The organism is Streptomyces sp. NPDC057287 (assembly GCF_042667905.1).
GTDB lineage: Bacteria > Actinomycetota > Actinomycetes > Streptomycetales > Streptomycetaceae > Streptomyces.
In genome coordinates this window covers 65,963-80,091 of sequence record NZ_JBHUYV010000007.1, presented here as the reverse complement: position 1 = coordinate 80,091, position 14,129 = coordinate 65,963, and the positions used below count along the sequence as shown (strand labels likewise).

13 protein-coding genes are annotated in these 14,129 nt (G+C 74.7%); 7 read left to right on the top strand and 6 right to left on the bottom strand.

Annotated elements, in window-relative coordinates:
- Positions 1-139: 139 nt before the first annotated feature.
- Positions 140-1,579, bottom strand: coding sequence for an RNB domain-containing ribonuclease (locus ACFUNE_RS15510; RefSeq protein WP_383566983.1), 1,440 nt, complete (start codon positions 1,577-1,579; stop codon positions 140-142).
- A 134-nt stretch (positions 1,580-1,713) separates the two neighbouring features.
- Between ACFUNE_RS15510 and yaaA the strand changes: the two genes are divergently transcribed.
- Both yaaA and eda read left to right on the top strand, forming a co-directional pair.
- Complete coding sequence (gene yaaA, locus ACFUNE_RS15505; protein ID WP_383566980.1) at positions 1,714-2,514, top strand: peroxide stress protein YaaA; 801 nt, start codon at positions 1,714-1,716, stop codon at positions 2,512-2,514.
- Between the two features lie 93 nt (positions 2,515-2,607).
- Positions 2,608-3,255 carry a bifunctional 4-hydroxy-2-oxoglutarate aldolase/2-dehydro-3-deoxy-phosphogluconate aldolase gene (gene eda / locus ACFUNE_RS15500; protein ID WP_383566977.1) on the top strand — a complete coding sequence of 216 codons (648 nt, stop codon included), beginning with the start codon at positions 2,608-2,610 and terminating at the stop codon, positions 3,253-3,255.
- A 39-nt stretch (positions 3,256-3,294) separates the two neighbouring features.
- Here the strand turns inward: eda and ACFUNE_RS15495 are convergent, their stop codons facing one another.
- The 4 genes from ACFUNE_RS15495 to ACFUNE_RS15480 form a co-directional block, all read right to left on the bottom strand.
- Entirely contained in the window at positions 3,295-4,575 is a 1,281-nt protein-coding gene (locus ACFUNE_RS15495) for a bifunctional RNase H/acid phosphatase (RefSeq protein ID WP_383566974.1), read from the bottom strand.
- A complete protein-coding gene (locus ACFUNE_RS15490; RefSeq protein WP_383567782.1) occupies positions 4,575-5,318 on the bottom strand; it encodes a zinc ribbon domain-containing protein in 744 nt (247 codons plus the stop codon). Before ACFUNE_RS15490 ends, ACFUNE_RS15495 begins: the two co-directional genes overlap by 1 nt.
- Positions 5,315-6,151, bottom strand: coding sequence for a Nif3-like dinuclear metal center hexameric protein (locus ACFUNE_RS15485; protein WP_383566972.1), 837 nt, complete (start codon positions 6,149-6,151; stop codon positions 5,315-5,317). Before ACFUNE_RS15485 ends, ACFUNE_RS15490 begins: the two co-directional genes overlap by 4 nt.
- Before the next feature lie 84 nt (positions 6,152-6,235).
- On the bottom strand, positions 6,236-6,400 hold the full coding sequence (locus ACFUNE_RS15480) for a hypothetical protein (RefSeq protein WP_383566969.1): 165 nt from the start codon (positions 6,398-6,400) through the stop codon (positions 6,236-6,238).
- Between the two features lie 197 nt (positions 6,401-6,597).
- Between ACFUNE_RS15480 and ACFUNE_RS15475 the strand changes: the two genes are divergently transcribed.
- The 5 genes from ACFUNE_RS15475 (at position 6,598) to ACFUNE_RS15455 (ending at position 12,417) form a co-directional block, all read left to right on the top strand.
- Entirely contained in the window at positions 6,598-8,208 is a 1,611-nt protein-coding gene (locus tag ACFUNE_RS15475) for a hypothetical protein (protein ID WP_383566966.1), read from the top strand.
- Positions 8,209-8,727: 519 nt separating this feature from the next.
- Positions 8,728-9,645, top strand: a complete 918-nt coding sequence (locus tag ACFUNE_RS15470; RefSeq protein WP_383567779.1) for an ABC transporter ATP-binding protein — start codon at positions 8,728-8,730, stop codon at positions 9,643-9,645.
- Positions 9,642-10,364, top strand: coding sequence for an ABC transporter permease (locus tag ACFUNE_RS15465; protein WP_383566963.1), 723 nt, complete (start codon positions 9,642-9,644; stop codon positions 10,362-10,364). Before ACFUNE_RS15470 ends, ACFUNE_RS15465 begins: the two co-directional genes overlap by 4 nt.
- Positions 10,365-10,375: 11 nt before the next feature.
- Positions 10,376-11,560, top strand: a complete 1,185-nt coding sequence (locus ACFUNE_RS15460; protein ID WP_383566960.1) for a sensor histidine kinase — start codon at positions 10,376-10,378, stop codon at positions 11,558-11,560.
- 224 nt (positions 11,561-11,784) lie between these two features.
- Positions 11,785-12,417, top strand: a complete 633-nt coding sequence (locus ACFUNE_RS15455; protein WP_383567776.1) for a response regulator — start codon at positions 11,785-11,787, stop codon at positions 12,415-12,417.
- A 105-nt stretch (positions 12,418-12,522) separates the two neighbouring features.
- On the opposite strand, the gene ACFUNE_RS15450 is transcribed toward ACFUNE_RS15455, so the two are convergent.
- A complete protein-coding gene (locus ACFUNE_RS15450) occupies positions 12,523-14,037 on the bottom strand; it encodes an MFS transporter (protein WP_383566957.1) in 1,515 nt (504 codons plus the stop codon).
- Between the last annotated feature and the right edge of the window lie 92 nt (positions 14,038-14,129).

The window sequence follows — 14,129 nt, the reverse complement described above, 5'->3', positions numbered from 1 at the left end:
CCTTCCCTGGTACGGAGTCGGTACGCAGCCCGTAGCCGAGTACGTGATCGTACGAGAGGGGGACAAGCCGGTCGCCGGGGGCCTCGGCGACCGGCGGCCGTGGGGTCCGGCCGCCCCGGCGAGCGTCCGGTCGTGGCGCTCACGCGGGGGCGAACAGGACCTTCGGCGGGTCGAGGTCGGCCCGGGTGAGGCGGACGCGCAGGCGTTCACCCAGCGGAAGAGGGCCGGCGGACTCGATCCGGGCGACGATGGCCGGGTCCTCGATGTGGACGGTGCCGACGCCGGGATCGCCGTCCTTCACGTCGATCACGAATCCGTCGAAGACCTCGCCCGCCCTGTCGCCCACCAGGGCCGCCTCGACAAGGTCGACGCACTCGCGCTCCACGGTGTTCGCACGGCGGGTGCCCCCGGCCATCTCCTCGGGCAGACCCGGCAGCGCCCGGAGCACCCATTCCGGCGGCTCCCGCCCAGCGGTCGCCGCGAGGCACAGCTCGGCCGCGTAGCGGTCGACGAGGCGGCGCAGCGGGGCGGTGCAGTGCGTGTAGAGCTCGGCGACGGCGGCGTGCACGGCCGGGGTGGGGAGGTCTCCGTGCTCGAACACGCTGTATCCGGCGCCGCGCAGGAGCGTGGTGCACTCCTGGAGGAACGCCGCGTGGCTGCCTCTCGCGGGGTCGAGGGAGCGCACCACCTCGGCGTACGGGACGTGGTGCGGCCAGTCGATGCGCAGGGCCTCGGCGGAGCGTCTGAGCCGGGCGACGGCGCCGTCGGGGGCGACCGGCAGCGTCCGGAGGATGCCGGTGCCCGAGTCCCGCATGATCCCCGCGGCGGCCATGCCGGTCAGCAGGGAGATCTGGGCGTTCCAGCCGTCGGCGGGCACGGGCGCGCGGTAGTCGAGGCCGTAGCCTCCGCCGCGTTCGACGATCTCCTGCTCGGGTACGCCGAGCGAGATGCCGCCCCGGGCGACCTCCTGTTGTTCCCGCAGCAGCCCGATGTCCCGGAGCAGGACGAGGGGATCCTCCGCGGTGCCGGCGTCGATCTGCCGCTGGACGCCGGTGTGGTCGAGCTTCGCACGGCTGCGTACGAGGGCCCGGCGCACCTCGGCGGCGACGGCGCGGCCGTCGGTGTCGAGGTCGATCCGCCAGAGGGCGGCGGGACGGGTCTCTCCGGGGAGCAGGCTCGCGGCCCCCTCGGAGAGCACCGGGGGGTGCAGGGGGATCCTGCCGTCGGGCAAGTAGAGGGTCGTCACCCGCCGGTGGGCCTCGTCGTCCAGCGCTCCGCCGGGCCGGACGAAGGCGGCGACGTCGGCGATGGCGTAGTGCACCCGGAAGCCGTGCGGGCGACGCTCCAGGCACATCGCCTGGTCGAGGTCCGTGGAGGCCGGCGGATCGATGGTGAAGAACGGCAGGTCCGTGGCGTCCTGGTGGCCCGACAGGTCCGGTGACTCCGCCGCCTCCCCGGCCTCGGCGAGGACGGCGGGCGGGAAGCCGGCGGTCAGGCCGAGCCCGGTGCGCAGGGCGCTCAGGGCCGTCCGCAGCGGGGTGCCGTCCGCACCGGTCACGTGAAGCTGGCGGCGGGGCATGCCACCGAGCGTAGGCCGGTGCGGCGGGGTCGGCATCCCGGTCTCCCCGGCGGGCCCGGGAGCCCCCGGCCCGTACCCTTGCCGGGGGCTCCCACACGCGCGGGGCCCTGTGCCGCGTATGAAGGAGAAGCCCCGTGCTCGTGCTGTTGCCGCCCTCCGAAGGTAAGGCCGCCTCGGGGCGCGGGGCACCGCTGAAGCCGGAGTCGCTCTCGCTGCCGGGCCTCGCCGACGCGCGTGCCGCGATCCTCGACGAGCTCGTCGAGCTGTGTCTGGCCGACGAGGACAAGGCCCGCGAGGTGCTCGGTCTGAGCGAGGGGCTGCGCGGTGAGATCGCGAAGAACGCCGAGCTGCGCACGGCCGGCACCCGGCCCGCCGGGGAGGTCTACACGGGGGTGCTGTACGACGCCCTCGACCTGGCCTCGCTGGACACGGCGGCGAAGCGGCGGGCCGGGAAGTCGCTGCTGGTCTTCTCCGGGCTGTGGGGCGCCGTGCGGGTGGGCGACCGGATTCCCTCGTACCGCTGCTCGATGGGGGTGAGGCTGCCGGGCCTGGGCGCGCTGAACGCGTACTGGCGCGCCCCGATGGCGGCGGTGATGCCGGAGGCGGCCGGGGACGGGCCCGTCCTGGACCTGCGCTCGTCCGCGTACGCCGGGGCGTGGAAGCCCGCGGGCGCCGTCGCGGAGCGTACGGCGAGCGTGCGGGTGCTCCAGTCCCGGACGGTGGACGGGGTGGAGAAGCGGTCGGTGGTCAGCCACTTCAACAAGGCGACGAAGGGCCGGATGGTCCGCGACCTGCTGGTGTCCGGGGCCCGACCGAAGGGTCCGGCGGAGCTGGTGGAGGTGCTGCGCGACCTCGGGTACGTGGTGGAGGCGCAGGCTCCCGGGCGGGCGGGGCGGCCCTGGGCCCTCGACGTGGTGGTCACCGAGATCCACTGATCCGGGCCCCACCGCGCTCGGCGCCACGGCGACACGTTGCAGCATGCGCAACGCGCGTTGCGCAGTGTGCGGTTCTCGCGGCAGGATGAGTCCATGACCTCCTCCGCGCCCGCCGCCGTGTCCGCTTCCGTGCTGGACCTCGCCCCCGTCGTCCCCGTCGTCGTCCTGGAGGACGCGGCCGACGCGGTGCCGCTGGCCCGCGCGCTCGTCGCGGGCGGACTGCCCGCGATCGAGGTCACGCTCCGGACCGCCGCCGCCCTCGACGCGATCCGGGCGATCGCGTCGGAGGTCCCCGGGGCTGTGGTCGGCGCGGGCACGGTGATCTCCCCGGCACACGTGGACGAGACCGTCGCGGCCGGAGCGCGCTTCCTGGTCAGCCCCGGCTGGACGGACGCCCTCCTGGACGCGATGAAGGCTTCGGGCGTGCCGTTCCTTCCCGGCGTCTCGACGACCTCCGAGGTGGTCGCGCTGCTGGAGCGCGGGATCACGGAGATGAAGTTCTTCCCGGCCGAGGCCGCGGGCGGCACCGCCTATCTGAAGGCGCTGTCCTCGCCCCTCCCCCAGGCCCGTTTCTGCCCGACGGGCGGCATCTCGCTCGCCTCGGCACCCTCGTACCTGGCCCTGCCCAACGTCGGCTGCGTGGGCGGCAGCTGGATGGTGCCCGCCGACGCCGTGGCGGCCCGGGACTGGGCGCGCGTGGAGCGGCTGGCCGCCGAGGCGTCGGCACTGGGCCGCGGCTGAGCCCCCGCGGTCGCGGACCGCGCGGGTGCTCCGCCCGCGCTACCGCAGGTGCGAGGTGTCGTTGAGGAGCCTCAGCGACGGGTTCCCGTCCGCGTAGTACGCCACCGTCGAGACGGAGGCGGGTGAGAGCTCCATGCGGAAGAGCGACTCCGGCGGCGCGCCCAGCGCGAGCCTGACCAGGGTCTTGATCGGCGTGACGTGCGTGACCAGCAGCGCGGTGCGGCCGGCGTAGCGGGCGATCAGCCGGTCGCGGGCCGCCGAGACCCGTTCCTCCACCTCGGCGAAGCTCTCGCCGCCGCCCGTGGGAGCCGCGTCGGAGGACGCCAGCCAGGCGGTCAGGTCGGAGCCGTACCGCTCCCTCACCTCGGCGAAGGTGAGCCCCTCCCAGACGCCGAAGTCCGTCTCGCGCAGGCCCTCCTCGATACGGACCTCCAGGCCGAGCCGGTCGGCCACGGCCTGTGCCGTCTCACGGCAGCGGCGCAGCGGAGAGCTGACGATCTCCTGGACCGTGCCCTGCGCGGCGAACGCCTCCGCCGCGCAGGCGGCCTGGTGGCGCCCGGTGTCCGAAAGCTCGGGGTCGCTCCCGCCGCTCCCCGAGAAACGCTTCTCGGGGGTGAGGGCCGTCTCCCCGTGCCGGAGCAGGATGAAGGTGGCGGGCGCACCCAGATCGGGCGCACTCCCCCAGCCCACCTGCGGGGCGGCCGTCGTGTCCGCCTGCGGGGCGGTCCGCGGGGCGGCCGTCGCCGGGCGGGCGGCGGCCATCGCGGCGCGTACCTTCGCCGCTCCCGCCGTCGCGTCACCGGGCGGGCCCGACGGGGGCGGCGGCTCCTCCGGGAGGGCCCGGGTCCGGGTGGCCCCCGTATCGGCCGTGGAGGCCCCGGGGTCCCACTGCTCGCCCCGCGCGCCCGCGTCCATCGCCTCGTTGGCGAGCCGGTCGGCGTGCTTGTTCTGCGCGCGCGGGATCCACTCGTACGTGACCGAGGAGGCGGGCAGGATGCCTGCGGCCTCCTCGGCGAGCGGCTTCATGCCGGGGTGCTTGATCTTCCAGCGGCCCGACATCTGCTCGACCACCAGCTTGGAGTCCATCCGGACGTGCACCTGCACGGTGGCGTCCGGCAGCAGCGCCTTCGCCGCCTTCAGGCCGGCGATCAGCCCCTTGTACTCGGCGACGTTGTTGGTCGCGACGCCGATGTACTCGGCGGCCTCGGCGAGCGTCCCGCCGGTGACCGGGTCGAGGACGACCGCACCGTAGCCGGCGGGCCCCGGGTTGCCCCGGGAACCTCCGTCGGCCTCGACGACCAGCTGGCGGGGAGCGGTCATTACAGGCCCGACTCCGACGTGCGGACGAGGATGCGGTGGCAGTTCTCGCAGCGCAGCACGGTGTCGGGGGAAGCGGACTTCACGTCGTTGACCTCGGTGATGTTCAGCTCCAGACGGCAGCCCTCGCAGCGGCGCTGGTAGAGCCGGGCCGCACCGACGCCGCCCTGCTGGGCGCGCAGCTTGTCGTACAGCTTGAGCAGGTCGGCGGGTACCGCGCCCGCGACGACCTCCCGGTCCTTCGCCACGGTGGCGGCCTCGGCCTCCAGCTCCTGGGTCGCGGCGTCGCGGCGGGCGGTCGCGTCGTCTGCCTTGGCCTGCACCGCACCGACGCGCTCGGTCAGTTCGGCGACACGTTCCTGAGCGGACTCGCGGCGCTCCATGATCTCGAGGACGACGTCCTCCAGGTCGCCCTGGCGCTTGGCCAGCGAGGTGATCTCGCGCTGCAGGCTCTCCAGGTCCTTGGGCGAGGAGACCGTGCCGGAGTCGAGCCGCTGCTGGTCGCGGACGGCGCGCTGGCGCACCTGGTCGACGTCCTGCTCCGCCTTGGTCTGCTCGCGGGTGGTGTCGCTCTCCTCGGTCTGCGAGGCGACGAGCAGGTCGCGCAGCTGCGCGAGGTCGCTGCCCAGCGAGTCGAGCTCGGCGTGCTCGGGGAGCGAGGTGCGCCTGTGGGCGAGCTGCGAGAGGCGTACGTCGAGTGCCTGGACTTCGAGGAGTCGGATCTGGTCGGCGGGCGCGGCGTTCAGTTGGGGGCTCCAGAAGAGTGGTGGGTGGTCCAGGGGTCGGTGACCTGCTTCGAGACATGGACCCGCAGGTCCCATCCGTGGCGGTCGGAAAGTGCGTCGAGCTGCGCGGCGGCCTGCTCGCACCAGGGCCATTCGGTGGCCCAGTGTGCGGCATCGACGAGGCCGAGCGGCGAGTGCTGGACGGCCTCGGAGGCCGGGTGGTGGCGCAGGTCCGCCGTGAGGAACGCGTCCACACCGGCGGCGCGTACGGCGTCGAGGAGGCTGTCGCCGGAGCCGCCGCTCACCGCGACCCGGCGCACGATCGCGTCCGGGTCGCCGGCCAGCCGGATGCCCTGCGCCGTGGCGGGCAGCCGTGCGGCGGCGCGGGCGGCGAAGTCGCGGAGGGACTCGGGGTGGTCGAGCTCGCAGATCCGGCCGAGCCCGCGGCGGCCGGTGGCGTCGCCGGGGTCCGGCACCAGCGGGCCGGTGACCCGCAGGTCCAGGGCGCCGGCGAGGGCGTCGGAGACGCCGGGGTCGGCGGTGTCGGCGTTGGTGTGCGCGACGTGCAGGGCGATGTCGTGCTTGATGAGCCCGTGCACGACCCGGCCCTTGAAGGTGGAGGCGGCGACCGTCGTCGTACCCCGCAGATAGAGCGGGTGGTGGGTGACGATCAGCTGGGCCCCGAGGTCGCGGGCCTCGTCGGCGATCCGCTGGACGGGATCGACGGCGAAGAGGACCCGGTCGATCTCCGCCGAGGGATCGCCGCAGACCGTGCCGACGGCGTCCCATCCTTCGGCCCGCTCGGGTGGCCAGAGGGCGTCGAGTTCGGCGATGACTTCAGACAGACGGGGCACGGGGGAAAGGCTACCTGTCCGCCGTGCCCCGCCGCCCCTGGCGGCCGGACCCCGCACAGGGGGAACGGCGGCCGGTACGAATCGTTACTCGACGAGGCCCGCGCGGAGGCCGTCCAGGACGAGGTTCGCCGTGGCTCCGTGGCGGACGAGGCCGGCCGGGGCTCCGTGCCGGACGAGGTTCGCCGACGTCCCTCCGGGGCCCGGGTACCGCGTCCCGGCGGACCGGTCCGGGGCCTGCCGGGCCTTCACGGCGCGGGGGGTCTCCCACAGCGGGCCGGCCGGGGCGGTGCCGTCCCCGGTGGCCTTGCACGGGAGTGCGCAGCACAGTCCGCCCTGCCTCCGCAGGCGAATCAGGACATCGACACCCTTATGTGTGAAGTGGTGTGGCCTGTGTTGTCCGTCGGGGCGTCCGAAACCTAGCTTCTGTTGCCGGAGGTGACCGGACCATGACTGCCTGTGCCATCGAGGACACGACCGCCGGAGTCGCAAGGGCGGCCGCGACGGCCGAACCCGCGCCCGCGCCCGCTGTACCGGACGGGCCCGAGGGGCCCGGAAATCCCCACGCCGCGGGTGCGTCGGACGAGGGTGCCGATCCGGTCAGAGCGACGCCACACGACCGGGATGCCGACCCGCCGGCACCGACCGCCCCGGAGACACCGGCCGCCCCGGAGGCCGGCCCGATGCTGTCCGCCGGCCCGCCCGGCACGGGGGCGACGGGCCCCGCCGTCGGTCCTGGCGGGCGGCCCCCGTCCGGAGAGACCACCGCTCCCACCACTCCTGCCCCGCCCGGCACGCACGGCGGGGCCCGAGGAGCTGTCGCACCCGTGCCTCCCCTCCCCTCCGTCCCTCCGCTGCCGCCCGCGCCGCCCGTTCCCCCCATCCCGTCGGCACCGCCCGCACCACCCCTGGCGCAGACGGACGAGGAGCCCCTGGCGCAGACGGACGAGGCGCCCCGCCCCGTGCCGCCCCCGCTCACGATCGCCGCCGACCACTCGTACGCGGCGCGGCTCACCACGGCCGGGGAGCCCGCCGGGCCGGCCCGGTTCGCCGAACGCTGGACGCTGGACGGCCCCGAGCCCTACGCCGTGTCCCTCCCCCTCGACCGGCCGGAGCAGGCCGGGTCGGACGTGCTGCCGCTCTCGGACGGGCGGGTCCTGATCCGGCGGGAGCCGGCCGCCGGCCGGCACACGTTCTCGCTGCTGTATCCGACGGGGCCCGGCACGGGCGAGCTCCCCCTGGGCGCCCTCGTCTGTGCGGAGCTCGCGCTCCTGCCCCCGTCCCCGGACGGCATGAGCGCCTACGCCCTGCTTCCCGGAGTCCGCTCCACCGGTGTCTGGCTGGTGGCGGGCGGGGCGTTCGGCCCCGAACACGTCGCCGACGTCCCGGGGCGCTGTTCGGGCGGCGCCTGGCTGGACCGGGAGGGCCGGCTGCTCGCGCTGGACCGGCAGATGCCGGGAGGCGGCCCCGTGAAGGCGGTCGTCGTGGACCTGGAACGCGGCGGTGAGGTGACCCCGCTCCTGCAGATCGCGCCGGAGAGCAACGACCGCCTGCTGCTGGCCGACGCCGACAGCGGCCTGCTGCTGGTCCGCTCGGACGCGCCCGGCCACGACCGGCTCGGCTGGGGCGTGCTCGGCAGCTGCCTCCCGGTGCGCTTCCCGGAGTGCCTCCGCACACAGGACGGGGCGTTGACGCCGTTCGCCGTGCAGCCGGGCCAGATGCTGATGCCGGAGAGCTGCGCGGTCGCTCTGCGGATCGACGGTGCGGAGGGCAGCTGGGTGGGGCTGTGGCGCCCGGCGGGGCGCCGCCTGCACCAGTTCGCGGCGCCGGCCGGGTGGGCCGCCGGATCCGGTTTCTGGACACGGGAAGGAGTGCTGCACCTGCCGTACGCGCAGGAGGGCACGCCCTGTGCCGTGGCGCTCCTGGAGACCCCCGTGGACGACCCCCACCCGGCCGTCGCGAACGGAACGGGCGCGTCCGGGTCCGCTCCGGCTCCCGCGGTGTGCACACCCGTCCCACTGGGGCAGGCGCCCCTCACCGGACGCCCCGCACCTGGATAAACTCTGGCCCGGGCTACGCAGCCGTTCCGCGCGGGCGCCGACGGTGACCGCGCCGGATGGCGGCGGGGCTGCGATACACACGTAAGCGATTGCAACGGGGAGACTTCCCACATGTCTGAAGCCCGAACCGACACGACCCAGACGCGTCCGCCCCAGGCGGACACGGAACGGGCCGAAGCCGGCGGCTACGGAAAGCACCGAGGAGGCGCATCTGCGGAGAGCATGACCGCGCAGCCGCACGGGCGTCACCGCCGTCCCTCCGAAGGGGGTGGCAGCGCGGCGGCCTGAACCGCTCCGTACGGCACGGGGGCCGTCGCAGCCATCGGCTGCGGCGGCCCCCGGCTGTGCGGCGGCGCCGCCCACCCAGGACATTTGTCACGGGCGAGTCCGTACATGCGCCTCTGCCGGACGGGAGCCGCGCTCCGTAGCGTCATGGACATGAAGCAGATAACGGGGATGCGGCCAGGGGCGCGGCCAACGGCGTTGCGGCCGACGGGAATCACGACGACCGGCCCGGCGGTGTGTTTCACCGGAGCCGTCAAGACGTTCGGCAGGGCGGGCAGCACCGTCCGCGCCGTCGACGGAATCGACCTCACCATCGAGCGCGGCGCGACCGTCGCCCTCCTGGGCCGCAACGGCGCGGGCAAGTCCACCACCGTCGGGCTGCTGCTGGGGCTGGACGTCCCCGACTCCGGGACCGTGCGGCTCCTGGGCGAGACCCCCGACCGGGCGGTCCGCGCCGGACTGGTCGGTGCGATGCTCCAGGACGGCCGCCCGATCCCCCGGGTGACGGTGCGTGAGCTGGTCGCCTTCGTCGCGTCCACCTATCCGCGCCCGCTGCCGGTCGCGGAGGCACTCGCCCTGGCGGGGATGGCGGAGTACGCGGACCGGCGCATCGACAAGCTCTCCGGCGGCCAGATGCAGCGCGTCCGGTTCGCCGTCGCACTGGCGGGCGATCCGGACCTGATCGTGCTGGACGAGCCGACCTCCGCCCTGGACGTCGAGGCGCGCCGCGCCTTCTGGGACTCGATGCGCTCGTACGCGCGGCGCGGCAACACCGTCCTGTTCTCCACCCACCACCTGGAGGAGGCGGACGAGAACGCCAACCGGATCGTCGTCCTCGACCGGGGCCGGATCGTCGCGGACGGCACCGGCGAGACGATCCGGCGGGCGGCGGGCGGCAGCCTGGTCTCCGTCGACCTGGCGGGCCGCCCGGCGGACGGGCTGGACTCGCTGCCGGGCGTGGTGGGCGTCGACGTACGCGGAGGCCGGGCGCTCCTGCGTACGGACGACCCCGACGCGACCGTGGTGGAGCTGGCCCGGATCGGAGCCGTACGCGGCATCCGGGTGAGCGGCGCCACGCTGGAGGACGCCTTCCTCGCCCTGACCTCACCCGGAACGCCGGGTACCGCCGCTGCGAAGGAGTTCCTGCGATGACCGCGTACATCCTGCTCGAAATCCGCCGGACCTTGCGTGACACCGCGTTCCTGGTCTTCGGGACCGGCATGCCGGTGCTGATGTACCTGCTCTTCACCAATCTGGGCGGGGCCGGCGCCTCCGGCGACTGGAGGGCCGCGTCGATGGTCGGCATGGCGGCCTACGGCGCGCTCGTCTCGTCCATGTCGATCGGTACGGGCATCGCCTCCGACAAGTCCCTGGGCTGGCTCAAGCAGTTGCGCATCACACCGCTGGGCCCCGGACGCGCGGTGACGGGCCGGGCGGTCAGCGGCTCGGTGACGGTGCTGCCGACGGTCCTGGCCGTCCTGCTGGCGGGTGCCACGGTCAACGGGGTGCGGATGGCGGCCTGGCAGTGGATCGTGCTGGTGCTGCTGCTGTGGGTGGGGGCGCTGCCGTTCACCCTGCTCGGCATCGGCAACGGCTACCGCCTCACCCCGCAGGCCACCGGCGTGGTCAACGTGGCCTGCCTGATGGGGTTCGCGATCATCGGCGGACTGTGGTTCCCGCTGGAGGCGTTCCCTGGTTGGCTTCGTTCCGTCGGGGAGTTCACCCCGGCGTACGGATTCGCCGAGCTGGGCCGGTCGGTGGCCGCCGAGCACACTCCGGGAGCCGGTGCGGTGGCGGTGCTCGTCGGATGGCTGCTGCTGTTCGGCGGATACGCCGTGATCTCGTACCGCCGGTCCGCACGGACGATGTGATCGGAGTGGCGATGTCCCGCACGACACGACTGACCGGCCGGGGGAAGGGCCCCCGGCCGAGCGGCCGGGAGCGGCGGCCGGGGCCTCCCGGGCCGTACGCCCTGCTGCCGTGGCTGCTGCTCGGGCTGGGCGCCTTCTCCAACCTCTGGCAGGGGGAGACGCCGAACCCCTGGGTCGGCGCCCTGGGTCTCCTCACCTTCAACTCCCTCTACACGTCGGTGGTGTTCCGCGGATTCGACCGCCGGAGGAGGGAGAGCACCACCTCGTACTGGCTGCTGGCCGCCATGGGCGCGGTCACCTTCTCCCTCGCGATCGGCTACGGGGGCAGCTGGCTGCTGTTCTTCCCGCTGCTCTCCCTGGCCTGCGGCACGATCCTGCGGGGCAGGTGGCTCGGGGCCGGGCTGTTCTCCCTGGCCGTGTGTGCGAGCCTCGTGGCCGTGTGGCGCGGGGACCACGCCTCCGAACCCTGGACGATCGGGTACGGGACCCTCATCTCCGGTGGGGTGACGGCCGCCATCCTCACGCTGTCGGAGACCGTGATGGAGTTGCGCGCGACCCGGCAGGAGCTGGCCCGCAGCGCCGTCGAGCAGGAGCGGCTGCGCTTCTCGCGCGATCTGCACGACCTGCTCGGCCACACCCTGTCGGTGGTCGTCGTCAAGTCGGAGGCGGCACGCAGACTCGCTCCGCACGACATCGATGCCGCGATCGCCCAGGTCACCGACATCGAGTCCGTGGGCCGGCAGGCACTCACCGAGATCCGGGAGGCGGTGACGGGATACCGCGAGGGGAGCCTGGCCACCGAACTGGACCGGGCCGGACCGGTGCTGGCCGCCGCCGGGATCGAGGCGGTCATCCACCGCTCGGGCCCGCCGCCCGCCCCGCAGACCGACGCGCTGCTGGGCTGGGTGGCCCGGGAGGCGGTGACCAACGCCGTCCGCCACAGCGGCGCGACCCGCTGTGTGTTCACCCTCGGTTCCGCGCGGGGGCGGGTCCGGCTGACCGTGACGGACGACGGAGCCGGCCCGGGACGCCCCACGGGCCCGGTGGACGGTACGGGGCTGAAGGGTCTCGCCGAGCGGCTGGCCGCCGCGGGAGGCTCCCTGGAGTCGGGCCCCGGGGCGGACGGCGGCTTCTTCCTGGCGGCGGAACTGCCGGCCGAGGTGCGGGAGGGCTCCGGACGGCGGGGCTGCGGCTGACGGGTGCTCCGCCGTGCCTGGAGGCGGGACCGCCGCTGACGGGTGCTCCGCCGGCCCGGGTGGCGGGACCACGGCGGGTGGCGGGACCGCGGCGGGTGGCGGGACCGCGGCGGGTGGCGGGACCGCGGCGGGTGGCGGGACCGCGGCGGGTGATCATCCGGCCGGGTGGCGGCGTCGGGCCTCCGCCGGGCCCCCGGCGGCCTACTCTGGGCCCCGTGAACGAGATGCCGCAGGACCACCGGCCCACCGGTTCGGTACGCATTTTGCTCGCCGAGGACCAGGGCATGATGCGCAGCGCGCTCGCCCTGCTGCTCGGGATGGAGCCGGACTTCGAGGTGGTCGCCCAGGTGGCCGACGGGGTCGGGATCGTGGATGCCGCGCTCCTGCACCGCCCGAGCGTGGCGCTGCTGGACATCGAACTCCCGGGCCGCAGCGGTCTGGACGCGGCGGCGGACCTGCGTACGGAGGTACCGGACTGCCGGGTGCTGATCCTGACCACCTTCGGGCGGCCGGGCTACCTCCGGCGCGCCATGGAGGCCGGGGCCTCCGGCTTCCTGGTGAAGGACGGCCCGGTGGGGGATCTCGCGAAGGCGATCCGGCAGGTGCTGGGCGGAGAGACCGTGATCGATCCGGCCCTGGCCGCCGCCGCACTGGGTGCGGGACCGAGCCCGCTGACGCCGAGGGAGCGGGACGCACTGAACGCCTCCGTGGACGGGGCGACGATCGCCGACATCGCGACGAGGCTGCGCCTTTCGGAGTCCACGGTCCGCAACTACCTCTCCTCGGCCATCGGCAAGACGAGCACCCGCAATCGCATGGAGGCGATGCGGGCGGCCCGCCGGCAGGGCTGGCTCTGACGGCAGGCAGCTCGGACGGCGCCGGCTCCGACCGCGGGCAGACTCTGGCAGCGGGCCTGCTCCCACGGCACCGGGAGCGTTCCCCCTGCCCCACCGGGCAGGGGCTCAGGCCTCCGGGGAGTGCAGTGCCGGCGCGGGCTCCTCGCCGGACCGTTCCGGCCGGGCCCCGGCCGGTGCGCCGGGGGGTCCGCCCGCGGTCCCGGCGCGACTGCCCGGCAGCCAGAGCAGCATCATCGCCGCTCCGGCCACCAGCACCACGGCGGACGTGCGGAAGGCCAGGGCGTATCCGGCCGTGATCTCGGCGGCTCCTCCGGAGCCGCCGGTGCGGGCGGCGGCGACCGTGGAGAGCACGGCGAGGCCCAGCGCGCCGCCCATCGTGCGGGAGGTGTTGACCAGTCCGGAGACGAGTCCGGCGTCGCCGGGAGCCGCGCCGGAGGTGGCGAGCGTCGCCAGCGGGGTGGAGGCCAGCCCGGCCCCGGCCATCATCAGGACCCCGGGGAGACAGACCGAGGTGAGGTAGGAGCCGTCCACGCCCATGGTGGACTGCCAGCCGAACCCGGCGGCGGCGACCAGGACGCCCGTCACGGCGAGGTTCTTGGCGCCGGTCCGCGCCATGATCCTGGGTGCGGCCTTCGATCCGGCGAAGACGGCGACGGACGTCGGCAGGAGGGCGAGGCCCGCCTGCAGCGGGGTGTAGCCCAGGACGTTCTGGGCGTAGACGGTCATGAAGTACCACATGCCGAACGTCGCCGACCCCAGCAGCAGCATCGACACGTTCGCCGCCGAGACGGCGCGCACCCCGAGCACCCGCAGCGGCATCAGCGGGGCGGCGGCCCGCCATTCCACCAGGACGAAGACGCCGAGCAGGGCCAGGCCGCCCAGCAGCGGCACCAGGGTGGCGGCGGCGGTCCAGCCGGAGGCCTCGGTCTGGACGATGCCGTACGCCGTCGTCGCCAGGCCCGCCGTGACGAGCACCGCGCCCAGCAGGTCCACCCGGCGCCGGTCGCCCGCCCGGCCCTCGGCCAGCCACACCGCCGCGCCGGCGATGACGAGGACGCCGATCGGCACGTTGATGAGCAGGACCCACCGCCAGGAGAGGGTGTCGGTGAGGACCCCGCCGATCAGCCCGCCGGCCGCCCCGCCGCCCGCGCCGACCGCCATCCAGGTGCCGATCGCCCTGGTCCGCGCCGGTCCCTCGGGGACGGCGGCGGTGAGGATGGTGAGCGTCGCCGGGGAGAGCACGGCGGCGCCGAGCCCCTGCCCGGCGCGGGCGGCGAGGAGCTGCCACCCCTCCTGGGCGAACCCGCCGGCCAGCGAGGCCGCCGTGAAGAGGCCGAGCCCGGTCAGGAACATGCGCTTGCGGCCGTATATGTCCGCGGCCCGGCCGCCGAGCAGCATGAAGCCTGCGAAGGCGATCGAGTAGGCGTTGACGACCCACTGCAGTCCGGGGGCGCTCAGGCCGAGGTCGGTACGCATGGACGGCAGCGCCACATTGACGACGGACACGTCGAGGACGACGAGGAACTGGCCGGTGCAGGCCGCGGCGACCACGGCCCACGTACGGGTCCTCGATCGTGCGGGCGGCCTCGGGGGCGTGGAGTCGTCATGCATGGGTGTCATACTCTCAGGCCACCCGTGGCCCGTACATCGGTTTCCGGTCCCCCATCGGACCCACCGGGTCTCCGCCCCTCGGCGTAGGACCTCCGCCGACT

Excerpts from the sequence above, each read along its gene's own strand:
- ACFUNE_RS15510 (WP_383566983.1), bottom strand. The coding sequence starts at position 1,579 with ATGCCCCGCCGCCAGCTTCACGTGACCGGTGCGGACGGCACCCCGCTG.
- eda (WP_383566977.1), top strand. The coding sequence starts at position 2,608 with ATGACCTCCTCCGCGCCCGCCGCCGTGTCCGCTTCCGTGCTGGACCTC.
- ACFUNE_RS15495 (WP_383566974.1), bottom strand. The coding sequence starts at position 4,575 with ATGACCGCTCCCCGCCAGCTGGTCGTCGAGGCCGACGGAGGTTCCCGG.
- ACFUNE_RS15475 (WP_383566966.1), top strand. The coding sequence starts at position 6,598 with ATGACTGCCTGTGCCATCGAGGACACGACCGCCGGAGTCGCAAGGGCG.
- ACFUNE_RS15465 (WP_383566963.1), top strand. The coding sequence starts at position 9,642 with ATGACCGCGTACATCCTGCTCGAAATCCGCCGGACCTTGCGTGACACC.
- ACFUNE_RS15460 (WP_383566960.1), top strand. The coding sequence starts at position 10,376 with ATGTCCCGCACGACACGACTGACCGGCCGGGGGAAGGGCCCCCGGCCG.
- ACFUNE_RS15455 (WP_383567776.1), top strand. The coding sequence starts at position 11,785 with ATGCCGCAGGACCACCGGCCCACCGGTTCGGTACGCATTTTGCTCGCC.
- ACFUNE_RS15450 (WP_383566957.1), bottom strand. The coding sequence starts at position 14,037 with ATGACACCCATGCATGACGACTCCACGCCCCCGAGGCCGCCCGCACGA.